Origin of the sequence: Agrobacterium salinitolerans, assembly GCF_002008225.1 — a bacterium.
In the GTDB taxonomy this organism is placed as follows: domain Bacteria; phylum Pseudomonadota; class Alphaproteobacteria; order Rhizobiales; family Rhizobiaceae; genus Agrobacterium; species Agrobacterium salinitolerans.
On sequence record NZ_MRDH01000022.1, the window covers coordinates 173,711 to 196,860 of the forward strand.

General features: G+C 62.1%; 16 protein-coding genes. 13 read left to right on the top strand and 3 right to left on the bottom strand.

Annotated features, from left to right (window positions below; translation table 11 throughout):
- The first annotated feature begins 209 nt into the window (after window positions 1-209).
- The 7 genes from BS627_RS15665 to BS627_RS15695 all read left to right on the top strand — a co-directional run bounded on the left by BS627_RS15665 (window position 210) and on the right by BS627_RS15695 (window position 8,289).
- Window positions 210-1,010, top strand: a complete 801-nt coding sequence (locus BS627_RS15665) for an ABC transporter ATP-binding protein (RefSeq protein WP_077984100.1) — start codon at window positions 210-212, stop codon at window positions 1,008-1,010.
- The gene (locus BS627_RS15670; RefSeq protein WP_077984101.1) at window positions 1,007-2,020 is read left to right on the top strand and encodes a FecCD family ABC transporter permease; all 1,014 of its coding nucleotides are present in this window, start codon (window positions 1,007-1,009) and stop codon (window positions 2,018-2,020) included. The genes BS627_RS15665 and BS627_RS15670 overlap by 4 nt, the downstream gene beginning before the upstream one ends.
- Window positions 2,017-3,081, top strand: a complete 1,065-nt coding sequence (locus BS627_RS15675; RefSeq protein ID WP_077984102.1) for a FecCD family ABC transporter permease — start codon at window positions 2,017-2,019, stop codon at window positions 3,079-3,081. Before BS627_RS15670 ends, BS627_RS15675 begins: the two co-directional genes overlap by 4 nt.
- Window positions 3,082-3,104: 23 nt before the next feature.
- Entirely contained in the window at window positions 3,105-4,058 is a 954-nt protein-coding gene (locus BS627_RS15680) for an ABC transporter substrate-binding protein (protein WP_077984103.1), read from the top strand.
- Between the two features lie 221 nt (window positions 4,059-4,279).
- A complete protein-coding gene (locus tag BS627_RS15685) occupies window positions 4,280-5,119 on the top strand; it encodes a siderophore-interacting protein (RefSeq protein WP_077984104.1) in 840 nt (279 codons plus the stop codon).
- Entirely contained in the window at window positions 5,112-5,390 is a 279-nt protein-coding gene (locus BS627_RS15690) for a phosphopantetheine-binding protein (RefSeq protein ID WP_077984105.1), read from the top strand. Before BS627_RS15685 ends, BS627_RS15690 begins: the two co-directional genes overlap by 8 nt.
- 61 nt (window positions 5,391-5,451) lie before the next feature.
- Window positions 5,452-8,289 (top strand): condensation domain-containing protein, encoded by a 2,838-nt coding sequence (locus BS627_RS15695; protein ID WP_077984106.1) that lies wholly within the window; start codon window positions 5,452-5,454, stop codon window positions 8,287-8,289.
- 79 nt (window positions 8,290-8,368) lie between these two features.
- Here BS627_RS15695 and BS627_RS15700 read toward each other — a convergent pair whose 3' ends face one another.
- Entirely contained in the window at window positions 8,369-9,715 is a 1,347-nt protein-coding gene (locus tag BS627_RS15700; RefSeq protein WP_077984107.1) for a condensation domain-containing protein, read from the bottom strand.
- Between the two features lie 60 nt (window positions 9,716-9,775).
- Window positions 9,776-14,224, bottom strand: coding sequence for an amino acid adenylation domain-containing protein (locus BS627_RS15705; RefSeq protein ID WP_077984108.1), 4,449 nt, complete (start codon window positions 14,222-14,224; stop codon window positions 9,776-9,778).
- 81 nt (window positions 14,225-14,305) lie between these two features.
- Between BS627_RS15705 and BS627_RS15710 the strand changes: the two genes are divergently transcribed.
- The 6 genes from BS627_RS15710 to BS627_RS15735 all read left to right on the top strand — a co-directional run bounded on the left by BS627_RS15710 (window position 14,306) and on the right by BS627_RS15735 (window position 21,643).
- Window positions 14,306-15,481: an isochorismate synthase gene (locus tag BS627_RS15710; RefSeq protein ID WP_077984109.1), complete on the top strand. Its 1,176-nt coding sequence runs from the start codon at window positions 14,306-14,308 to the stop codon at window positions 15,479-15,481.
- A gap of 18 nt (window positions 15,482-15,499) precedes the next feature.
- Complete coding sequence (locus tag BS627_RS15715; RefSeq protein ID WP_077984110.1) at window positions 15,500-17,125, top strand: (2,3-dihydroxybenzoyl)adenylate synthase; 1,626 nt, start codon at window positions 15,500-15,502, stop codon at window positions 17,123-17,125.
- Window positions 17,126-17,220: 95 nt separating this feature from the next.
- The gene (locus BS627_RS15720) at window positions 17,221-18,090 is read left to right on the top strand and encodes an isochorismatase (RefSeq protein ID WP_077984111.1); all 870 of its coding nucleotides are present in this window, start codon (window positions 17,221-17,223) and stop codon (window positions 18,088-18,090) included.
- Between the two features lie 13 nt (window positions 18,091-18,103).
- A complete protein-coding gene (gene dhbA, locus BS627_RS15725; protein ID WP_077984112.1) occupies window positions 18,104-18,859 on the top strand; it encodes a 2,3-dihydro-2,3-dihydroxybenzoate dehydrogenase in 756 nt (251 codons plus the stop codon).
- 30 nt (window positions 18,860-18,889) lie between these two features.
- Complete coding sequence (locus BS627_RS15730) at window positions 18,890-19,603, top strand: 4'-phosphopantetheinyl transferase family protein (RefSeq protein WP_077984148.1); 714 nt, start codon at window positions 18,890-18,892, stop codon at window positions 19,601-19,603.
- A 126-nt stretch (window positions 19,604-19,729) separates the two neighbouring features.
- Entirely contained in the window at window positions 19,730-21,643 is a 1,914-nt protein-coding gene (locus BS627_RS15735; RefSeq protein ID WP_077984113.1) for a PhoX family protein, read from the top strand.
- 202 nt (window positions 21,644-21,845) lie between these two features.
- Here BS627_RS15735 and BS627_RS15740 read toward each other — a convergent pair whose 3' ends face one another.
- Window positions 21,846-23,150, bottom strand: a complete 1,305-nt coding sequence (locus tag BS627_RS15740; RefSeq protein ID WP_077984114.1) for an HlyD family type I secretion periplasmic adaptor subunit — start codon at window positions 23,148-23,150, stop codon at window positions 21,846-21,848.

Below are 23,150 nucleotides of genomic sequence, written 5' to 3' on the forward strand. Positions count from 1 at the left end.
ACCTCGACTGAAATAACCGGCAGGAAATCCGCGCGTTGAATCGGCAAATTTCGATTTGTGGAGAGTTTTACTATAGTTTAGTGTCGCTTCAAGACCACACCGTCGCGCCCGCCGGGAAGAAATGCTTTTTCCACGGGTTCGATATTGAAATTCAAATACTTATAACGACCGTGCGGCGTCTCGACGCATGGGCGCATGAATAACAGGAGTTGTATCCGGTGCTTGACGCCACGGACCTTCACGCCAGCTATGGACATGTTTCCGTCCTGCGGGGGCTTTCCGCCCGTTTCAGAGCAGGCCGCGTCACCGCGCTGGTCGGCCCCAATGGCTGCGGCAAGTCGACGCTGTTGAAGACCATCATGGGTTTCGTGCCTTTGTCGTCGGGGGCAATAAGACTTGGCGAGCGCTCGATCGGCGAGATCGGACGCCGGAAACTGGCGCGGCGCGTCGCCTATCTGCCGCAGGAGTGCCATTGCCCTGACTATATGACGCTCGGTGAGCTGATCGAGCTTGCCGGTTACGCCCGTTACGGGCTTGCGGGCGGACCGACCGAACGCGACCGCGCGCTTTTTGCCGAGGCGCTGAAGACCGTCGGGCTGGAAGACAAGGCGAAAGCGCAGGTCAACACGCTGTCCGGCGGCCAGCGCCAGCGCGCCTTCATCGCCATGGTGCTGGCGCAGGATACGGACGTGATCCTGATGGACGAGCCGGTCAATCATCTCGACATGAAATATCAATATGCCGTTCTCGGCCTCGTGCGCGAACTGTCGGACAGGCATGGCAAGACCGTCATCGTCGTGCTGCACGATCTCAACCTCGCCGCCACTTTCGCCGACGATGTCATCATGCTGAAAGCCGGGCGGGTTGTGGCGTCGGGGCCGGTGGAAAGAACGGTCACGCCCGAAAATGTCGCCGAGGTCTTCGATCTCGAAGCCGATATCTTCTCCCGGCAGGGGCGGCTCATCTGCGTGCCCCGGCTGGAGCGGCAGGAACAGGCCATTCCGGCATGACCCCGAAAATAACGCTGATTTTCGCCGCCGCGCTGCTGCTGGCCGCCATCCTCGCCATCAATCTGCTGGTCATGTCTGGCGACATGCCGCCGGCCGAAATCGTGGCGACGCTCTGGCGCGGCGAGGCCGATACCTATGAGCAGTCGGTGCTTCTCTATCAGCAGATCCCACGCTCGTTGATTGCGATCTATGTGGGGGCGACGACGGCCGTCAGCGGCTGTGTGCTGCAGGGGCTTGCACGCAATCCCCTCGCCTCGCCCTCTACCTTGGGACTGAATGCCGGCGCGACGCTCTTTGTGATTGCCGGCGCGCTGGTGTTCGATGTCTCTCCGGAAATACAGGGCCTTGCGGCGCTTGTTGGCGCTGGCTTCGGTTTTGCCGCCTGCTTCGTCGTCGCGCGTCTCGCCGGGCGGGCAAACGATCCGCGCGGCCTGTCGCTCATCCTTTCCGGCGCGCTGGTTTCCATGCTGCTGATCGGCGTGACCAACGCCCTTCTTCTTTCCAACCCCACACGCCGTGCCGAGTTCCTCAGCTGGGTAGGCGGCAATATCAACCACGTCTATGCCGAGCGGCTCACTGATTTCTGGTGGATCGGTGCGATTGCGCTCGTCATGTTGTGGGCGATCGCCCGGCCACTGACGCTGGTTCTGCTGGGCACCGAAAAGGCCGCTTCCGCCGGTGTGAATGTCACGCGCATTTCCCGGGTCGCGCTCTTCGCCACCATGCTGGCCTCGGGTTCGGCGGTGGCGATCTGCGGCCCCATCGGTTTCGTCGGTCTCATCGTGCCACATATGATCCGGCCGCTGGTCGGCGTGAATTTCACGCTTGCCCTGCCGGCCTCCGCGCTTGTCGGCGCGGGCCTCTGCGTGCTGGCCGATCTTGGCGCGCAAACCCTTTTTGCACCCTATGTGGTCAATACCGGGCTGTTCATGGACCTGCTCGGCGGCCTCGTCTTCATCGTCATCGTCAAGCGCTTCTATCTGTCGCCTTCGGCAAGGGGGCTGTCATGAAACGGCATTTCGCCACCGACGGCAAAGCCGTGCTCAGGCTGCCGGGCGGCTTGCAGATCGGCATCGGCAATCTGAAAGCCGGCCTTGCGCTGATGGTGCTGGCACTGGCGCTGGCCGCCCTGTCCGTCAGCCTCGGCAATACCGAAACGGGCCTCGCCGATCTCCTGCGCGGATTGGTAGGCGGGCGTCTCGGCGACGATCAGGCCTATGCGCTGTGGACGGTGCGGCTGCCGCGGATCCTCATCGGTTTCATGGCCGGCTGGAGCGTGGCGCTGGCGGGCGCGATGCTGCAATCCGTCGCCCGCAATCCGCTCGCCGATCCCGGCCTGTTCGGTCTGAGCCAGGGGTCGATGACCACCATCATGCTGCTTCTGGTGCTGGTGCCGACGGCCCCCAAGACGCTGGTGGCGCTTGCGGCGGTCGGGGGCGGTCTGGCTGTCGCCTTCCTTCTCATCGCGCTCGTCGGGCGGGAACGCTCAAGCGGCCTTGCCATATTGCTGATGGGCATTGCAATTGAATCGGCGCTCTCCTCCGTCTCCTCGGTGCTTCTGCTCTATACGCCGGCGGAAACCTCGCTGTCGCTGGCCGACTGGATGGCGGGTTCGCTGTTTCAGGCAAGCTGGCCGACCATCACCGTTTTCGCGCCGCTCTTTGCCGCAAGCCTTGCCGGCATTTTCCTCATCGGGCGCGCACTTGCCGTCTTCGATCTCGGAAATGAAATGGCCATGGCACTCGGGGAAACGGTCAGGCACTCGCGTCCGCTCGTCATTGTTTTTGCGGTGATCCTCAGCGCTTCCTCCGTTACAGCGGTTGGCCCGCTGACCTTTCTCGGTGTCATCGCCCCGCATCTCGCCACTTTCGTTTCGCCCGCCGTCGGCCGCGCCAGGCTTTTCCTGTCGGGGCTGACCGGCGGCATTCTGGTCGTCACCGCCGATACGCTGTCGCGCGGGCTTGTCGCCGATACACCAATGCCGATCGGCCTTGCGCTGACGCTGATCGGCGTGCCGCTTTTCATCCTCACGCTGCGCCTACAGGCGCTGCGCAGAACCGATAGCCACTGAAGACATTAAATAAAGGGAATGCCATGCGAATTGCCATCCTCATCGCCGCACTTCTGGCCGCCGGAACGAGTCTCGCCGCCGAGCGCAGCGTGACCGATGCCGCCGGCCGCACCGTCTCCGTTCCGGAAAAGCCGCAGCGTATCGTCGTCATGCACGAGCCGCTGCTCGGCGTGCCGCTGATGGATCTCGGCGCCAATGTGGTTGGCGCCTATGGCCGCAACAGCGACGGCAAATTCGCCACCGCCGTCGATTTCGTCGACACCGTTCTCGGTGAAGGCCGCACGAAACCGAAGGGTTTCGGCGCTGTCGGCCAGATCGATCTCGAGAAGCTGCGGGCGCTGCAACCGGACCTGATCGTCGCCACGGAAATGGATGGCGGCAAGGCCGAACAGCTTTCCACCGTCGCACCCGTCTATCTGCAAAAGGCAAGCGCCGGCAAAGCCTATGGCTTCAGCGTGGAGGAGGATCTTGCGGGTCTGGTCGGGCGAAGCGATGTCTTTGCAGAGCGCCGGAAGACCTATGACACGAAGCTTGCCACGGTCAAAAAGACGCTGGGCGACGATATCAAGGGCAAGACCTATCTCGCGATCCTGCTGACCGACCAGATCAATGCGGTGGGTGACATGTCCGGCGCGGTGCAGGCGCTGGAGGATCTGGGATATACCCGCCTGAAGATCGACAACGCCGCCTCTTCGGGCGGAATGGGCTCGACCCTGATGATGCCGCTCAGCGCCGATGCCTTCGGCAAGCTCAATCCCGACCTGCTGGTGGTGATGAACAGCTATACCAGCCCCGCCCGCGGTGAGGCCGGAACGCGCGCCGCCCTTGAAAAGATCATTCCCGGCTGGGAGCGTTTCGTAAAACCCGCACGCGAGAAAAGGATCGTTTTCCTCGATTCCACCAGGGTCACGACGCCTTCCATTCCGAGCGCCCTGCACACATTGGATGAAGTGGAAAGCTGGGCCAGCCGCCGCTGATCGGCCAGCGGCAATTCAGCAAAAACCTGGAGTGATATAAACTTGAGTTTCTAGAGAAAGTTATATTGCGACAGCGGAAACCGCCTGTTATGGTTCGCGTATCTTGACGCAACAAGGCCGGATCGCTCGCCGGAAAATTCCAACGCGCGATCGTCCGGCCCGCCGACCCGGGACAGCGAAACCGCCGACCCCATCGGCAATATCCCAGGAAAGACAAGAGCATGAGCATGCCAGAAACGATAGGTTCCGCAGCACCGGACCGCACGCCAAAACGCCATCGCCACGCCGTCGCGCTGCGCGCACTCAATGTCGCGCGCGTCGAAAAGCTCAGCCGGTCCATGGTCCGCATCGTCCTGACCGGGCCGGAACTGGAGGGCTTTGTGAGCCTCGGTTTTGACGACCACGTCAAGATGTTCTTCCCCCAGCCCGGTGAAACCGAACCGAGCCTGCCGGTGATCGGCCCGAACGGCATTGAGTTCCCGCAAGGCGCGCCGCGCCCACTGGCGCGTGACTACACGCCGCGCAGCTTCGATGCCGAAAAAGGCGAACTCGCCATCGATTTCGCCACCCATCACGACGGCCCCGCCAGCAATTGGGCGAAAGCCGCCAAAGCGGGTGACAAAGCGTGGATCGCCGGTCCGCGCGGCTCTTTCACCGTTCCCTTCACCTACGACTGGCACCTGCTGATCGCCGACGATACCGGCCTTCCGGCGCTGGCGCGGCGGCTGGAGGAAATGCCTGAAGGCACCCGCGTCGTGGCGCTGATCGAGGTCGAGACGGATGCCGACCGGCTGGAGCTCACGACGAAGGCGGATGCGTCTATCGTCTGGGTGACACAGAAGACGGAGAACGGAACCGACCACGACGCGCTGGTGGGCGCTCTGCGCAAGCTCGACCTGCCGAAGGGCGATTTCTTCAGCTGGGTCGCCTGCGAATCGAAGGCTGCTAAGGAGGTTCGCGCCCTTCTGGTTGAAGAATTCGGCGCCAACCCAAAATGGACCCGCGCTTCCGGTTACTGGCGGCGCGGCGCCAGCGGCGTTCACGATCATTTCGATGAATGAACCGGTAATCGCGGCGGACGCCATGCCGGAGGCGGAAACGATGATGACGGAACTCAAGGCCCTTATCGCCAGGGTTCTCGACGATGAGGTGCGCGACATCGAACCGGAGGACAACCTGTTCGGTCGCGGGCTTCATTCGCTTGCCCTCATGCGGCTGATGTCGCCGCTTTCACAGCTTGCCGGAACACGGCTCGATTATGAGGATCTGACCCGGCGGCCCACGCTTGCCGCATGGCAGGCGCTCATCGAACGGTCGCGCGCGGGACGCTGATCCCACGACACAGCACGTTTCGCGCCGGAGCGCGATTCCCGTATATTCCAAGGAGAGGACCATGGCAGCAGACAATACGCGTATGCTCGCACGTCGCATCGAAGAGAGTTTCGACAGGGGGGATGCAGCCCCGCCGAGCCAATACGAAGAACGGGTCTGGTTCGAGCAGTTTCAGGATCCCGATCAGGTCTTCCGCGCCCTTCTCGCCTATCGCATCGGTGAAGAGTGCGATCTGCTGCGTCTGACCTCGGCGCTGAAGACGGTTTGCGAGGTCTGGCCCGAGCTTCGTGCACGCTTTGCCTTCGGCGAGGACGGCACTCTGGCGAAGAGCATCGAAGCCCCGTCCGCATCCATCGTGCAACTGCTGCATGTTCCATCGGCGGGCGAGGCCCTGACCTTGCTGCACGACCTGCAGGCAAGGCCCTTCGATGCCGAAACCGATCCGCCGTTTCAGGCCGTCGTGCTTTTAAGCGAGGGAGAAATCCTGCTGGCTTTTCTGGTCCACGGCCTGCTCGGCGAAGTCCTCTCGCCGCAAATCCTGCTGGAAGGTATTTCCGCCGCCTACGCCGGGGAAGCGCCTAAGCCGCTTTCGCCGCGCGCGGTCGAAAGTGACAGCGTCGACCCGCTTCCGCTCCACTGGCTGCAACGTCCGGCCTCCGGCTCGACCGTCGTGGCGCTGCGGCAAAACGGGATCGACAGGCCGGTGAGCCACAGCCACGGCGTCGATCTTCCCGCCACCCAGCTCGGCCTCAACAGCTCCACGGCGACGAACGCGCTTCTGGCCCGCGCCGGATCGCGTTTTGCCCTTTTCCTGGCAAAAACCGGCGGTCCCGAGACAGTGACCCTGCGCCTGCAGCCCGGCGTCGGCACTTCAATGCCGATGTCAGCCGAGGCTGCGGCACGGGTAGCTGTCTCGCGCGACCAATCACCCGAACAAGCTGAAAAAGCCGTGCTGTCCGGTCTGGAGCAGCGAAACGACAATGAAGGCGGAACTGCCACCTTCACGCTGCACGCGCTTGCGACACCCGTTCAGGCCACATCGGAGCATGGGCTCCAGTTTGAGCACCTGCCCCTGCCCTCCCTGCAATCCGGTCTCGGCCTGACGCTTGCCGCCGGTCCGACAGCCGCCGGCGATATCCGCCTCGAATTGACAGGCGGCAGGGAGACGTCGCCGCATGCGACGGCCTTCCTGCTGGAGCGTTTCGTCAGCCATCTCGAAGGCGGGGCGGATTTTTCCGGCATCGTCCCTCAAAACGCCGCGGCGACACCGCAGCAGGCGACCCTTTCGCCCGCTGCTTCCGGTGAGAACGACGACGACACCGTCGCAACGATCCTTGCGGAATTCCGTGAAGCGCTCGTCTCGCCCGAGATGGGGCCGGATGACGATTTCTTCGATTTCGGCGGCCATTCGCTGATTGCGACGCGCATCATCGGACGTCTTCTGAGCAATCACGGCATCGAACTGCGCTTCAACGACCTGTTCAGCTACCCGACCGCCGCCTCTCTCGCAAGACAGGCGACCCGGCTCGAAACCGCAGCACCCGCGCAGGCGCAGGCAACGGCGAGTGGCTCGCTCACCGCACCGCTTTCGCTGGCGCAGATGTCGCTCTGGAAGGCCTATGCCGCCTTCGGTTTCGGCGAAATCTTCAACATTCCCTTCGCGCTCGATTTCCTCGATCCCGTGGATGAGAATGCCTTCGAATGCGCCTTCCTCGACATTATCGAGCGCCATCCCGGCCTGCGGACCCATTTCTACGTCGAAGAAGATACAGTTCTGCAGAAGATCGTGCCGATGCACGACCTGCCCGGTTACAAATGGTTCTGGACCAGCGAAGAAAGCCAAGGTGTGGACCGGCACGCGGAAGCCGGCTGGCGCTTCGATCTTGCGCGCGAACTGCCGATGCGGCTGCGTTTCCTGCGCGATGCGCAGACCGGCCGCCAGGTGCTTTCCTTCCTCTTCCATCACATCGTGCTCGACGAATGGTCTGTGAACCTGATGATGGACGAGCTGACCGAGGCCTACCGGGCAAGGGCGGCGGGCAAGGCTCCGATCTTTGCCACCAAGCCGGCACCTTTCCATGAATTTGCGAGAAAACAGGTCGCGTCAGGCGTCAATGCTGGCCACCTTGCCTATTGGACCGATATGCTGCGGGATGCGCCAAAAGGCCTTACCCTCACCGGACAGGGCGGCACGCCGCACGCGGCATCGCAGGACGAAGCACCGGCAGGCGGCTGGATCGAGTTCAAGCTGGAAAAACATGTTAGCGACGGGCTTTACGCCATTGCCAAGCAGAACAGCGCCTCGCTGTTCAACGTGGTCTATGCCGCCATCGCCGCATCGCTGCGCCATCTCGGCGGGCTGAGCGATCTCGTGGTCGGCACCTCGGCTTCGGGCCGCACCGATAGCGGCTATTTCGATACGATCGGCTATTTCACCACGGTTGTCGCCCATCGCGTGCGTTTCGGCGAGACCATGACCGTCGGCGACCTGATTTCTTCGGTGAAGAACACCATCAACGGCTCGCTGGAGCATAGCGAAATCCCGATCGATCTCGTCGAGGAGGCACTGGGCATGACACCCGGCCGCGACCATCTGTTCGAGGTCTTCATCCAGATTCACGCCAAGAACAAGCTGAACGGCACCCTTGCCGGGCCGGATGGCAAGCCGGTGGAGTTCCGCCAGATCGACCCCGACAAGCATGAATCCATGCTGGGGCTGCAATTCGAGGTGATGGAAGAGACGATCGGCGGCGAGCGTTCCATTCGCGTCTTGATGAGCTACCGTTCGGACCGCTACGGCCCTGACGATGTCGAGCGGCTGCGCCACACCACCAGCCGCATCTTTGGCCGTTTCGCTGAAAACGGCGCTTCGAACCGTGTGTTGACGACACTCGCCTGAGCTGGACTTGGGGCAACGAAAACCCGGCTTTGCGTCGCAGAGCCGGGTTCAGATTGTTGACAAAGTCCGTTGTCTGCCCTCAAACCGCCAGACGCAATGCCGTGGACACCTGAGCCGCCGCAAGCGTCAGCGCCTCCTCGCGCAGCATGGCATCGAGGAACAATGGCAACTCCTCGCGGTAGCGGGCGAAATCCTCCGCTTGCGTCAGCGCTGAATCCGCATCGATATGCAGGTTCAACTCGCTGCCGTCATCCTCGCCACGGAAGGTCAGGTTGAACCCGTCGCCGGGACCATTGGCAAGGATGTGCCTGATAACGGTAAGCCCGGCAAAGACCGGCGCACTGAAGGGCAGGACATTGATGAGCGGCGAGAAGAAGAAGCGCCGACCCTTCGGGATTTCGCGGTCGGCGGCGATCTGCTCGATGCGGTAGCGGCCATGCAGGCGCTGCTTTCGCAGATTGGCGGCGTTGCGCGTCAAAAATGCGCCGAGGCTCTCCCCCGGTTCGATGGTGAGATGGAAGGGCAAAATATTGACGAGCATGGCCGGCATATGCGCGCCGACGCTGCCCCAGCGGCTCATGAAAGGCAACCACAAGGTCAGCACATCGCAGTCCGGCCGCGGCAGAACACGGTGGAGATAAAGTCCGGAAAGCAGCACCAGAAGGTCCGGCCAGCCGATCTCCATTGCGCCCGCCACCTGTTGCAACCGTGTGCTGAACCCCTGCGGCAAGGCCGCATCCGTATGCAGGCCGCCGCCGCCATAGTCCTCGCAATCCTTGTCCAGCACCGGCAGATCGGCGGGTGCGGCAAGATAGGCCGCCCAGAAATCGCGGTCCTTTTCAAAACGCCGGCTTTGCTTGTAAGCTTCCTCTTCGGCAAGGAAATCGCCGAAGGGGTGGAAATCCGGACCCGCTTCGCCCTTGCCACAATAGTGCCCGTAAAGCTGGCCGCAACGCTGTTCGACCAACGTCAGGCCATAACCATCAACAACAATATGATGGGCGCGGATGTACCAGAGATAGCGGTCATCGGCGATACGGTAGAGTAGCTGCGCCGAAAGCCTGTCGGTTCTGAGATCGAGCCTTGCTTCCACATCCGCGTTCATGCGCCGCAGCGCCTCTTCCAGAGGAGCGGAATCGCCACGGAGATCGACGAGCTCCACCACCGGGGCATGGCTTGGATCACAGCGTTGCTGTGGCGTCTCGCCATCGTCGCCGATGCGGAAACGGATCGACAGGACTTCGGATTCGCGCACGGTGCGTTTGATCGCCTGGAGGAGCGCGCTTTCATTCACCGCACCGGAAAGATCGATGTAATGGGCGACGGTGGAAACCGGCTCGTCGGGATGGAAGGAAAACTCCTCCCAGAAATCGAGTTGCGGCTGCGTCAGTGGAAGCCAGCCGCCGGCAGGATCGATATGCGCCATCTGTTTTTCCTTGCACAATTTCCGTTATCGGGCGCGAAGTGCCACCCGAAATGATTGGGTTCACACCGCCCGGGCGGCCAGCAGCGAAGTCACCTGTCTGGCGTTGCGGCACCGCAAAAGCTGCTGCGGTGTCAAGTCCACGCCGAAGGCAGTGCGGATTTCAGCCGAGACGATTTTCAGATGCGAAGGCAGAAGACCGAGCGCCAACAGGTCGCTGTTCGCATCCACATTCGCCGGTTTTTTACCCAGCACGCCGAGATAGATATCCAGCACCCGGCGGTCGCCTTGATCGACGGCAGGAGCCGCAGGGGCGGAGATTTTTGCCGGCTCCATAGCACCGTTCAGCAATTCACGGGCGCGACGGCGATCCGGCTTGCCATTGGCCGAAAGCGGCAGATCGTCGACCTTGAGAAACCGGCCGGGCACATGCGATTCCGGCAGATGGCTCCGTGCAAAATTGCGCAGATCGGCGGTCGAGAGTTCAAGGCCCGGTGCAACGACGTAAAGCACGCCGATAGCCGCCTCGCCCTTCTGTTCGACGCCGTAATCCACCACCAGAACCCGCTGGATGGAAGGATGGCGGATAAGCTCGTTTTCCACATCCGGCAAAGAAACGCGCACGCCGCGCACCTTGACGTAACCATTGACGCGGCTGGCAAACATGATCTTGCCATCCGGCCGGTAACGGCCCCGGTCTCCGGTGCGGAAGGCCCGCACGGGGTTTCCTTCCGGATCGGCAACCGTCACGAAATCCGTCTGGGAAATCGCGCCATCTTCGAGATAGCCGATTGCCACATTCACGCCGGCCGTATGGATGCGGCCGACGACACCGGCCGGGCAATGGCCGCCCTGATCGTTGAGGACGAAATATCGATTGGCGGGCAGAGGGTGGCCATAGGGCACGGCCGCCACATCTTCCGCAACGATCTCGTGCCAGATGCTCCAGATCGTCGTTTCCGTCGGTCCACCGAGCGATATCAGCCGCAGGTCGGGCTTCAGCCTGCGAAGCTCTTCGATGATCATCGGCTTGATGTAATCGCCACCCTGCGCCACGAGCCGCAGCGATGAGAGCTGGTCACCACGGCGGCAGGAGAGAAGCATTTCGAGGATGGCCGGCACCGAGCACCAGAGCGTGACGCCATGTTCGGCCACCAGCTCGTTCCAGCGCACCGCATCCTTTTCCTCGCCCGGTTCCGGCAACACCAGCGTCGCCCCTGCGACGAGCGCGCCGAAAACATCGAAGACGGACATGTCGTGATGCAGCGGCGTGACGGAGATGAACACATCGCTGTCCGTCACCGCCCATTCCGCAAGCGTGCTGCCGATGACATTTGCCGTTGCGCGGTTGGAAAGCACGACGCATTTAGGTTTGCCAGTCGTGCCCGACGTGTAGAGATAATAGGCGGGCTCCTCGCTTTGGGAAAGCGCCGCCACCTCCGCCATTGTAACGGGTGCGCCAGCCGGTGCGGGCGCGGACATAAGCTCCGCCGGATCGACGGCGTCGAAACCCTGCGGAACGCTGCGGGCGACGATGATCGCCGGGCGGCAATTGGTCAGCAGATAGCGCAGGCGATCTTCCGGCGAGCCGGCATCGACAGGCACCCAGACCGCACCCATCAGCGCTGCGGCGAGCGTGATAGCCGTATGGTCCGGGCTGCGTGGAAGGCACACAGCAACGACATCGCCACGCCCGATGCCGCGCGCCTTAAGGCCCGCCATCGCCCCTGCCACCATCTGACCGAGTTCGCCATAAGCGATGCGCCGCCTGCCGCTGACGAGCGCCGTGCACGACGGGTCGCCCTCGAAAAGATGGCCGGCGAGCCGTTCCAGAAATGGCGGGCAGACGAAGTTTTCTTCGTCGCCGTTCAGCCGATAGTGAGACAGCTCGACAATGTCGCGTGCATTGACGGAGAAAGCGCCGCTATTGGCGATCCCGGCAATCGCGCGCTCGATTGCCGCGAGAATATCCGCCACCGTCGCCGCATCGATCGCCTGCTCGGCATAGTCCATATCGAGCACGAGATCGCCCTGCGGATTCTGCGAAAAGCGGAAATCCAGCGCCACCTGCGGTGTCTGCGTAAGCCCGCCGGTCCATTGCATCGTCGAGCCGGATGAAAGCGTCGGCCAGGTCAGACCGTTGGTAATCACCACCGGCAAGGCGAGCCCGCCCGGATTGGCATTGAGAAGCACACGATTGAGATCGATACCCGAAAAGGCGAGATGGTTCAGCCCTTCCAGCACATCCGTCTGGAGACCCGCCGCCCGCTCCGCAAACCTGTTCTTGGCCGCATCCCATTGGACGGCGATGAAGCTGGAGCGGTTGGCGAAGGCACCCTCCACCTGCGGCGCGACGGGAATGCCGACGACGAGCGCACCTTCGTTGAGCCAGAGCGAGAGCACATCGAGGATGACAGCCGTCAGCGCCGAATTCTTGAACAGCCGCTCTTTCGCACCGATGCGTGAAAAGGCGGTGAAGTGCTGTTTTTCCACGATCACGCTCTGGCGGCTGTAACGCGAGGTGGGAATGGTTTCGAGCGGTGCTTTCCACGGCAGTTGCGAGGGCACCTCGGCATCTTTCAACTTTTCAACCCAATAGGCGGCATCCCTGACGCGGGCCGCCGAGATATCCTCCTTCGGCGTTCCGATCGTAGCGGGGGATTCCGGCGGCACGACACCATCGAAGAGTTCCGCCGCGAGGCTCGCAATGGCCCGCCCGTCAAGGATAAGCGCGTCGAAACGCAGAAATACCACGATCTTATGCCCCGTCGGTCCTGCATCCGGCATAAGAAACACAGTGACCTGCCATGGAGAGGCGGCGAGATCAAAATGTGCATGGGAGAAGTCCCGTCGCACCGCGTCGATCCTTGCCTCGGCTTGCGGAAGAGACAGGGCTGAAAGATCGACGAGATCGAGATTGATCTTCGCTTCGTCGGAGACGATCTGGACCAGGCGTCGCTCGTCGATGCGGGTGCGCAGGCTTTCATGTCTGCCGACCATCGCGGCAAGCCGCGACCGCAGCAGTTCCGGGTCGATATCGCCGCGATATTCGCGAAACTCCTGCATCGCAACGCCGCTCAGCGGCAGATGGGTGCCGCGCCCGAGCAGATAGGCCTGTTGCAGCGGAGAGAGAGGACGTTCCATGGGTTTTCCTTTTGCCTTGGCCATCGCTTCCGACTGCCGTGCGACAAATCGCTCCACGCTTTCACAAGCGAGATCGGGGGTTTCGGCGAGCCGGCGGAGAAGAGCGACATAGGTTTCGAACAAAGCGCGCAGCCAGCTTTCCGGCAACGCATCGAGCCGCACATCCCAGTTGATCAGCAAGCCGCCATCCACCGCCGCCACCTGCGCATCCAGCGCTACCCCCGGCCCCTGCGAGACGGTGTGGACCATCGGACCGAACACCCGCCCGACCCGTTCCGAAAACAGATCCCCCCCCGGAAGATCGACCCCCGCGGTGAAAACCACCGGCGAGGTCTGCAAACCACCCCGCTGACGGGAGAGATCGCGCATGACGCTGACGCCCGGATAGGACTGATGTGCGAGAAGCCCGTTCATCTCATCGAACAGCCTGCCAAGCAGCGCCTCGAGCGTTTCTTCAGGCCTGATATTGACGCCGAGCACGAGCACGTTGGAAAATTCGCCGACGATCTCATCGACCCTTTCCACCAGCGGCGCGCGCCAGAAACCCGGCACGGAAAGCCGGAATTTTTCCGCCCCCACCGCCTGCGACAGCGCCATTGCGAAAACACCGAGCAGAAGGGTCGATGTCGTCACGGAAAAACGCCGCGCTGTCCGCTCCAGGCTGCTACGCTCGGCCGCTGAAAGCAGCGTGGCGAGCCGGTCCGTGTGAACGGCGCGCGGGGGGGCATCGGACAGAAACGGCAGCGGCGGCGCGTCCGGAACATCGGCAAGCCGTTGCCGCCACCACAGGCGGTCCCTTTCGCGCAAGCGCCTCAAGTCCGGATCGGACATGAGACGTTCCGCCCAGTCGAAAAACGACGGGCTCACTGATTCGAAAGTCCGGGTTTCGTATGCGCCTGACGCCGTCTCGTAAAAGCGGGCAAGGTCTTCCATCACGATCCGCATGCTGGCCGGATCGATGGCCAGCATGTCCGTGTCCACATGCAGACGGCAACGGCCTTCCGGCAACAGGCTGAGCGAGATCGCCGCCGGTGCGGCAACGCGAAGATCGGCCCGGCGATGGCTCCAGTCCTCGCGCTTCGCCTCAAGACGGCGTGCCAGCGCCTCCGAATCGAGCGCGGCCATGTCCTCCACATCGAGACGGAGCGGCCGGGCGGCAGGATCGACGGACTGATGGCCTTCAGCATCGATCCTGAGGCTCAGCATGGGATGACGCCGGCAGAGCCTTTCCACGGCAACGGCCAGTTTTTCCACATCCACCGCCTGCCCGTCGAATTCGAGGTAGAGATGCGGCGTAACTTTCCCGAGTATTCCATCCGCCTCGCGGCCGACCCAATAGGCCACCTGCATGGGGGTTAAATTTAGCATGTGAATTTGAACCGGTTGACAAAACATGATTAGCATACTCAAGTATAAGCCATCGTCAACCACTCGCACAGGAGGCATCCCATGAAAACGGGAGCACTCAGGACGAATGACGTCGAATCCGACGAAATTACTGAATTTAATAGAGAATTTCTGTTTACTTCCGGCAGCGGGCAATTGCGCGCCAAGGGCATTCGCGAAAAGATAGCGATTCCCGCCCGCGGCGGCGAAGACATTACCAGCCCACTGCAGCAGGCACTGGCCGGCGCCTTTGAGCGTGCGCAGCGGGAGGGCGAGCAGAACCCCATCGCCATCGGCGCGATCCCCTTCGATGTCAGCGAACCTTCATGCCTGTATATTCCATACAACTATGAATGGAACTCCAAGGATGCGGAACCGATCGTCGCCGATTCGGCCATGCCTGCCCTTGTCGGCCAGAACAGCCTGCCGGACGAGAGCGGTTTCAAGCGCGCCGTCGAACATGCCATCGTCAATTTCCGCCATTCCGAAGTCCGCAAGGCGGTGCTTTCCGTCATGCGTGAACTGACTTTCGCCTCCGAGGTCAATGTCGAAAGATTGCTGGCGAGTCTGGCCAAACAGAACCGCGAAGGTTACCAGTTCCGCATCCCGCTACCCGATGGCGGCGACCTGATCGGCGTCAGCCCGGAACTCCTGATCCGCAAGCAGGGCGAGAACATCATCTCGAACCCGCTGGCGGGATCGGCAAAACGCATGGTCGATCCGGCAGCGGACAAGGCCAATGCGGATCGGCTGTCGGCTTCTGAAAAGGATCATTACGAACATAGCCTCGTCATTGAGGATATCCGCTCGCTGCTTTCGCCGGTCTGCGCCGAACTCGATGTTCCAGAGAAACCCTCCCTCATCAGCACGGCGGCGCTCTGGCATCTTTCGACCCGCATCGAAGGCCGTCTCGCCGATCCGGTAACCAATGCGCTGCAGCTGGCCTGCCTGCTGCACCCGACGCCAGCCGTCTGCGGTTTCCCCACCGAGCGCGCCCATCGCCTCATCCGCTTCGTCGAGCCTTTCGAGCGCGGCCTCTTCACCGGCATGGTCGGCTGGACGGATTCTGAAGGCAATGGCGAATGGGTGGTGACCATCCGTTGCGGCACCGTGCAGCGAGAAACCGTGCGGCTCTTCGCCGGCGCCGGCATCGTGGAGGCCTCCGAGCCCGAATCAGAATGGGCCGAGGTGCAGACCAAGCTCAAGACCATGCTGAACGCCTGCGGTCTTTCTGCCTAATTTTTCCAGGGACAAACCATGACAATCGAATTTGAACGCTGGCCCGAGGATTTCGTTCGCCGATACCGCGAACGCGGCTACTGGATCGACCGGCCGCTGAGCGGCATTCTCGCTGAACAGGTGCAGCGCCGGCCGGATGCGACGGCGCTGATCTGCGGCGACCGTCGCTTCAGCTATGCCGATCTCGACAGGCAATCCTCCAATCTGGCTGGACATCTCTCCGCCGCAGGCATCGGCAGGGGGGATACGGCGCTGGTGCAATTGCCGAACATAGCCGAGTTCTATCTCGTCTTTTTCGCGCTCATCAAAATCGGCGCTGCCCCCGTCAATGCGCTTTTCAGCCATCGCCGGCTGGAAATGACCTCCTATGCGGAGCAGATCGCGCCGAAGCTGATGATCGCCTCGCGCGGCCACGAGCTTTTCGTCGATGACACATTTGTGGAGGCGCTGAAGGCGGTCTCTCCAAAGCTTGCCGTGACCCTGCTGCTCGGCGAAACCGATCCGCAGCGCAGCCTGGAGCAGAAGCTGGCCGCCCCGGCGGAAAATCCTCCGGCTTACGCCCCTTCCGCCGCCGATGAGGTGGCGCTGTTCCAGCTTTCCGGCGGCAGCACCGGAACGCCGAAACTGATCCCCCGGACGCATAACGACTATGACTACAGCGTCCGGGCCAGCGCGGAGATTTGCGAACTTTCACCGCAGACCCGTTTCCTCTGCGCCATTCCGGTGGCGCATAATTACCCGATGAGCTCGCCCGGCGCGCTCGGCGTGTTCCACGCCGGCGGTGCCGTGGTCATGGCCGCCAATCCCGAGCCGCTTGCCTGCTTCGACCTCATCGAAAAACACGGCGTCGATATCGTGCCGCTTGTGCCGCCGGCGGTGGCCCTGTGGCTGCAGGCAGCTCCCGCCCATCGCGAAAAGCTGAAGTCGCTCAAGCTTCTACAGGTCGGCGGCGCAAGCTTCGCCGAAGCGCTCGCCCGCCAGGTGCCTGAGGTCTTGGGCTGCGACCTGCAGCAGGTGTTCGGCATGGCGGAAGGTCTGGTGAACTACACTCGCTTCGGTGATCCCGACCATATCGTCTTCACCACGCAAGGCAGGCCGATCAGCCCGGACGACGAGATCCGCATCGTCGACGAGGACGGCAACGACGTGCCGGAAGGTGAAGCCGGCATGCTGGCGACCCGTGGTCCCTATACGTTCCGGGGCTATTACCGCGCGCCCGACCACAGCGCCCGGGTCTTCGATAAGGATGGCTTCTATTATTCCGGCGACGTCGTGCAGCGCACGCCCGAAGGTTATCTCAGGGTCGTTGGCCGGGTGAAGGATCAGATCAATCGCGGCGGCGAAAAAGTCGCTTCGGAGGAGGTGGAAAACCTGATCCTGCGGCATCCCGATATCACCCACGCCGCACTGGTGGCGATGCAGGACGAGCTTCTCGGAGAAAAGAGTTGCGTCTTCGTCGTGTCGCGTAATCCCGCGCTCAAGGCGCCAGCTATCCGCCAGCATCTCGCCGGTCTCGGCGTTGCGGATTACAAACTGCCGGACCGGGTGCGCTTCATCGAGGCCATGCCGCTCACCGCCGTCGGCAAGATCGACAAGAAGCGCCTGCGCGACCTGCTGACAGTCCCCGTCGCCATCAGCGCCTGACAAGCAGCACCAATCGAAAGGGACGTTCAAAAGAGCGTCCCCATTCCAAAGATTACGCGCCGCCCGAGCCGGCGCAGCAAGAAACCGAGGTCATCATGACGATCCCCACCATTTCCGACTATCCGATGCCGGTCGCCGCAAGCTTTCCGGCCAACAAGACAAAATGGCAGCCCGATGCGAAACGCGCCGTGCTTCTCATCCACGACATGCAGCGTTATTTCCTGCGGTTCTACGAAGCCGACGGCAAGTTGATGACCACCCTCATCGACAATCTCGCCAAGGTGAAGGCATGGGCCGTTCAGAACGGCGTGCCGGTCATCTATACCGCCCAGCCGCATAACCAGCCGCCCGGCGACCGTGCGCTGCTGAATGACATGTGGGGACCGGGGCTTACGGTCGTCGATCCCGAATTGCAGAAGGTGGTGGACAAACTTGCGCCGACACCTGACGACGTGGTGCTGACCAAATGGCGTTACAGCGCCTTCCAACGTTCCGACCTTGCGGAGCGGATGAAAGGCTGGGGCCGCGACCAGATCATCGTCGGCGGCGTTTACGCCCATATCGGCTGCATGATGACGGCGGTGGAAGCCTTCATGAAGGATATTCAGCCCTTCATGATCGGTGACGGCGTCGCCGATTTTTCCGAAGCCGAGCACCGCATGGCACTGCAATATGTGGCGACGCGCTGCGGCGTGGTGATCGACACCGCAAGCCTTGTCGGCGCGGGCGAAGCCACCGGCACCCGCGAGTGGCTGAAAGCCCGTGTCCTGCAAATGGTGGAGGATGAAAGCGATATCGACCCCGACGAGAACCTCATTTTCTACGGCCTCGATTCCCTGCAGGTGATGAAGCTCGCCGGCGAGCTGAAGGAACGCGGTGTCACGGTCGGCTTCGATGAGCTTGCGCGTGTACCGACACTCTCCGCCTGGTGGGCGCTGATCGACCAGAAGCGGCTCGCAGCCTGAGCGGACGGACAAGATGACGCAACAGAGATTTACCGGGCGGCGTGTGCTGGTGACGGGCGCGGCCCGGGGCATCGGCCGCCGTATCGCCGAACGCTTCATCGAGGAAGGGGCCGAGGTCATAGGCCTCGACCTTCTGGCCGACACAGTGGAGTCCCCCTTCCGCCAGATCGCACTCGACATCACCCAAGCGGAAGCAGTGGAGACGACCTGCAAGGCAATCGAAAGCGAATGGGGCGGGCTCGATATTCTGGTCAATGCCGCCGGCATATTGCGGCTCGGTGACAGCGAAAGCCTTACGCCAGCGGACTGGAAAGCCTGCATGGACGTCAACGCGGCCGGGCCGTTCTATATGCTGCGGCAATGGAGCAGCACCTTCAAGCGGCAGAGGCGCGGCGCGATCGTCAACATCGGCTCCAATGCCGCCGTCGTGCCGCGCATCGGCATGATGGCCTATTGCGCTTCCAAGGCGGCGCTGGTCAGCCTCAGCCATTGCGCCGCCCTTGAGCTTGCGCCCTATGGCGTGCGCTGCAATGTCGTTTCACCGGGCTCCACCGATACGCCGATGCTTGCCGGTATGCTGAGCGACCCCGCCGGCAAGGACCGGCTGGTCGCCGGCCTGCCCGAACAGTTCAAGCTCGGCATTCCGCTCGGCAAGATCGCAAGGCCGGACGATATCGCCGATACGGTGCTGTTCCTCGCCTCCGATCAGGCCGGTCATGTGACGATGCAGCAGATCGTCGTCGATGGCGGCGCAACGCTTGCGGCTTAAATTCGAGCCGTTGGATTGAAGGTGAAAAATATGGCCGTCGCAACGGCGTTTCATCGCAAAGCCTTCTCCGGCGATCCACCGGAGGCCATCTGGCCTTGGCCGGACGACAGCTGCGATTGCCATTGCCTCACCCTTCGTTACAACGCCGATGAAGGCTGCGGCGGCAAGGTCCCTCCCTTGCCGCCGCAGCTTTTGCGTGCAACGCCAAAACGCAAGGCGGAGTTCATCGCCGGGCGCAGATGCGCGGCAGAAGCCATCCGCCACCTCACCGGCCGTTCCACCTTTCCCGGTATGGGTAAGGACCGCGCGCCCCTCTGGCCCGAAGGCGTGATCGGCGCGATTTCCCACAGCCATGAACGCGCGATTGCGATTGCCGGCTCTTGCGAGCGGTTCTGCGGCATCGGCATCGATATTGAAAAGCTCCTGAGCGAGGAGGAAGCCCGCGATATCGCCACACAGGCCCTAACCGCTCGTGAACGCCACAGCCTCGGCAACACCATCGACCCCTTCATGACCGGCCTGATTTTCTCGGCAAAGGAGAGCCTGTTTAAGGCGCTTTATCCAACAGTGAAACGGTTTTTCTTTTTCGAGGCGGCGGAATTATCCGGCTTCGACGACAACGGCTCGGCCTCGCTGCGGCTGACCGCAGACATTGGCGGCAAATGGCGCAGGGGAACGGAGATTCCCTTCCGTTTCTGCCGCTTCGACGGCTTTCTCGTCACCCGCATCCTGATCGGGCGCTGACGAAAAAGCCGCCCTGGCACAGGGAAAATGACCGCCGATACTGCCCTTTCCGTCATCCGCATGAAATATTGGGACGGTAGGCACCTTGCTGGAATGATTCCAAACAAGCAACGGTGGAGACAGACTATGACCGACATCGATACGAGCAAATTGTCCTGGGACGAATGGGACGAACTGCAGAACCCGCCGCCGGCCGAAACCGATTTCGACCGCGTGGTCGAAACCGCGATTTCCCGCCGCGGCTTTCTCGGCGGCGTGCTTGCCTTCGGTTCGGCCGCGGCCGCCATGGGCACGCTCGGCAACCTGATGAGCAGCACCTCGGCCGAAGCACAGGAAGCCGCCGTCGGCCGTTTCCCCTTCAAGCCGGTTGCCGCCGCCACCGACCACACCATCCATGTCCCGGAAGGTTATAACTGGAAGCCGTTGGCGAAATGGGGCCAGCCGCTGTTCTCCAACGTTCCCGATCTCGACCCCACCAAGGGCGTCAGCGTTGAAAACTCCGACAAGGTCTTTGGCGAAAACACCGACGGCATGGAACTCTTCGTCGTCGGCAGCCACCAGCTGATCGCCGTCAACCATGAATATGTGAACCCGGAAACCAACCTGCCGCACACTGACAAGGGCAACCCGAAGACGGCCGACGATGTGAAAATCCTGCAGAACATGCAGGGCGTCACCGTCATGGAAGTCGCGGAAGATGAGGACGGCTGGAAGATCGTTCTCGACAGCCCCTTCAACCGCCGTATCCACCACAATACGCCGATGAAGCTTTCCGGCCCGGCCGCAGGCTCCGATCTCGTCAAGACCGCCGCCGACCCTGATGGTGTCGACTGTCTCGGAACCTTCAACAATTGCGGCGCCGGCCGCACGCCCTGGGGCACCTACCTCACCTGCGAAGAAAACTTTAACGGCTATTTCGGCACCACCGACGCCGCCTTCAAGCTGCCTGACGATTACAAGCGTTACGGCATCGTCGCCGAGACGCGCTATGCCTATGAGAAGTTCGACGAGCGTTTCGACGTTGCGAAGAACCCCAACGAACCGCGCCGCGCCGGTTACGTGGTCGAGATCGATCCTTCGGACGCCTCCTCCACCCCGATCAAGCGCACCGCGCTTGGCCGCGTCAAGCACGAAAACGCCGCCGTGGTCATCGCCCGCGACGGCCGTGTCGTCGTTTACATGGGTGACGACGAGCGTGGCGAATTCCTCTACAAATTTGTCTCCAACGGCATCTACGTGCCCGGCGGCGACACCTCCAAGCTGCTTGACGAAGGCACGCTTTACGTCGCCAAGTTCTCTGACGACGGCGCCGGCGAATGGCTCGCCCTGACACCTGAAACCACTGGCATGAAGATCGACGAAATCTGCGTCTTCACCCGGCAGGCCGCTTCCAAGGTGGGCGCGACGACCATGGACCGCCCGGAATGGGTCGCCATCAACCCGGTCGCCATCGAAGCCTATTGCGCGCTGACCAACAACAGCCGCCGCGGCGAAATGAAGGACGGCAAGCTGCGCGCAAACGCCGGCGGCGACGCCATGGCGATCAACGCCGCCAACCCGCGCGAAAAGAACGAATACGGCCAGATCGTGCGCTGGTATCCGGAAAATGACGACCATGCGGACGGCAAGTTCAAGTGGGACCTGTTTTGCATGGCCGGCAACCCCACCGTCCACAAGGACGCCTATGCGGGTTCTTCGAATATCAACGAAGGCAATATGTTCAATTCGCCTGACGGCATGATGTTCGATAGCACCGGCCTGCTCTGGATCCAGACCGACGGAGAGGACAGCAACGAAGGCGCCTTCGCCGGCCAGGGCAACAACCAGATGCTGGCGGGCGACCCGGCCACCGGCCGCATCGAGCGCTTCCTCACCGCCCCGAAGGGTTCCGAAGTCACCGGCCAGACATGGTCCGGCGATAAGCGCACCCACTTCGTCGGCATCCAGCATCCCGACGCCCCCTTCCCGGATGGCGAAGGCAAGCTGCCGCGTTCGACGATCATCGCCATCAAGCGCGATGACAATGTGAAGATCGGCTGATCTCCCGCAAAGACTCCGGGCCGCGGAAAGTCGCGGTCCGGTTCGATAAAGAAAATGCCGTGCGTGAAGACGCACGGCATTTTCTTTTGCGGCAATCGGAGCGGCGTTTTTTAGGCAGTTCCGGCCCACCGCAACAGCTGTTTCGGCCCGCCCTGAAACACAGGGCGGGCCTTGGCAACCGGCAGGCCGGAATATGAAAATCTCAAACCGCGCGGAAGGAGCGGCTGGCCTGATCCATCAGCGGTTTGAGGAAATAGGAAAGGACGCTTCTTTCTCCTGTCGTGATGAAGGCTTCCACCGGCATGCCCGGCATCAGGTGGAATTCACCCAGCCGCTTTATCTGCTCCTGCGAGGTGGCGACACGCACGAGGTAATAGCTGGCGCCCGTGCGCTGATCCACCGTCACGTCAGCCGAAATGCGCTCCACCGTGCCGGTGATTTCCGGTGTCGTTTTCTGATTGAAGGCGGAAAAACGCAGGTTTGTCGCCTGGCCATAATAGATCTGGTCGATATCCTGCGGCGCGACCTTGGCCTCCACCACCAGCTTGTCCACCTCCGGCACGATCATCATGATCTGTTCGCCCGGTGCGATGACACCGCCGACAGTGTGCACGGCAAGTTGATGCACCACGCCATCCTGTGGCGCGAGAATATCGACACGTTTCAGCTGGTCTTCTGCCGCCACCCGCCGTTCGACATATTCACCGATGCGGGCGTCCATCTCACGCAGATCGGAACCGACCTCCTCCGACCATTGTTCATCGATCTGAAGGATTTGCAGCGCGGTTTCGCTGATCTTCGCCTCGACCCCGGCAATACCCGCCATCAGCCGGCCGATATCGCCATCAATATCCGTGGCCTGACGCTCCAGCGTGCTAAGGCGGCTTTTTTCCATCAGGCCCCTTTCATGCAGGGATCGAAAACGGATCAATTCCTCATCGACCATGCCCTGTTCGCGAAAATTCGCCGCACGCTCGGCTTCCATTCCGGCGATCTCGTCGCGAAGCTGGCGCACGCGCTGTTCGAGCTGACGCTTCTTACTTTCACGAACGGCACTGCGGGTTTCGAAAAGACGCTGTTCGGCATCCAGCATCGCGACGATATCGGTGTCGTTGCTCCGGTCGAGCAAAGCCTTCGGAAACACAACCTTGCCCGCCCGGTCACGCTCGCTCTCTAGCCGCGCCTTGCGGGCGGTGAATTGATCGAGGCTTTTGACGATGATGGCGAGGTTGGCCCGCGTCATCGTCGCATCGATGCGCATGACGATGTCGCCGGCCTTCACCCGGTCGCCATCGCGCACCATCAATTCGCTGACAACGCCGCCGACCGGATGCTGGACCTTTTTCAGGCTGGTTTCCACCACCAGCGAACCCTGCGCGATGACCGCGCCGACGATCTCGGTGCCCACCGCCCAGCCGCCAAGCAGGCCCGTCAGCGTGAGAAAGCCGAGCCCGCCAACGAGAAGGTGGCTGCGGATCGAGCGTTTGAGTGTCTGCCATTCGTCCAT

Excerpts from the sequence above, each read along its gene's own strand:
- BS627_RS15670 (WP_077984101.1), top strand. The coding sequence starts at position 1,007 with ATGACCCCGAAAATAACGCTGATTTTCGCCGCCGCGCTGCTGCTGGCC.
- BS627_RS15675 (WP_077984102.1), top strand. The coding sequence starts at position 2,017 with ATGAAACGGCATTTCGCCACCGACGGCAAAGCCGTGCTCAGGCTGCCG.
- BS627_RS15680 (WP_077984103.1), top strand. The coding sequence starts at position 3,105 with ATGCGAATTGCCATCCTCATCGCCGCACTTCTGGCCGCCGGAACGAGT.
- BS627_RS15685 (WP_077984104.1), top strand. The coding sequence starts at position 4,280 with ATGAGCATGCCAGAAACGATAGGTTCCGCAGCACCGGACCGCACGCCA.
- BS627_RS15690 (WP_077984105.1), top strand. The coding sequence starts at position 5,112 with ATGAATGAACCGGTAATCGCGGCGGACGCCATGCCGGAGGCGGAAACG.
- BS627_RS15695 (WP_077984106.1), top strand. The coding sequence starts at position 5,452 with ATGGCAGCAGACAATACGCGTATGCTCGCACGTCGCATCGAAGAGAGT.
- BS627_RS15700 (WP_077984107.1), bottom strand. The coding sequence starts at position 9,715 with ATGGCGCATATCGATCCTGCCGGCGGCTGGCTTCCACTGACGCAGCCG.
- BS627_RS15705 (WP_077984108.1), bottom strand. The coding sequence starts at position 14,224 with ATGCTAAATTTAACCCCCATGCAGGTGGCCTATTGGGTCGGCCGCGAG.
- BS627_RS15710 (WP_077984109.1), top strand. The coding sequence starts at position 14,306 with ATGAAAACGGGAGCACTCAGGACGAATGACGTCGAATCCGACGAAATT.
- BS627_RS15715 (WP_077984110.1), top strand. The coding sequence starts at position 15,500 with ATGACAATCGAATTTGAACGCTGGCCCGAGGATTTCGTTCGCCGATAC.
- BS627_RS15720 (WP_077984111.1), top strand. The coding sequence starts at position 17,221 with ATGACGATCCCCACCATTTCCGACTATCCGATGCCGGTCGCCGCAAGC.
- dhbA (WP_077984112.1), top strand. The coding sequence starts at position 18,104 with ATGACGCAACAGAGATTTACCGGGCGGCGTGTGCTGGTGACGGGCGCG.
- BS627_RS15730 (WP_077984148.1), top strand. The coding sequence starts at position 18,890 with ATGGCCGTCGCAACGGCGTTTCATCGCAAAGCCTTCTCCGGCGATCCA.
- BS627_RS15735 (WP_077984113.1), top strand. The coding sequence starts at position 19,730 with ATGACCGACATCGATACGAGCAAATTGTCCTGGGACGAATGGGACGAA.
- BS627_RS15740 (WP_077984114.1), bottom strand. The coding sequence starts at position 23,150 with ATGGACGAATGGCAGACACTCAAACGCTCGATCCGCAGCCACCTTCTC.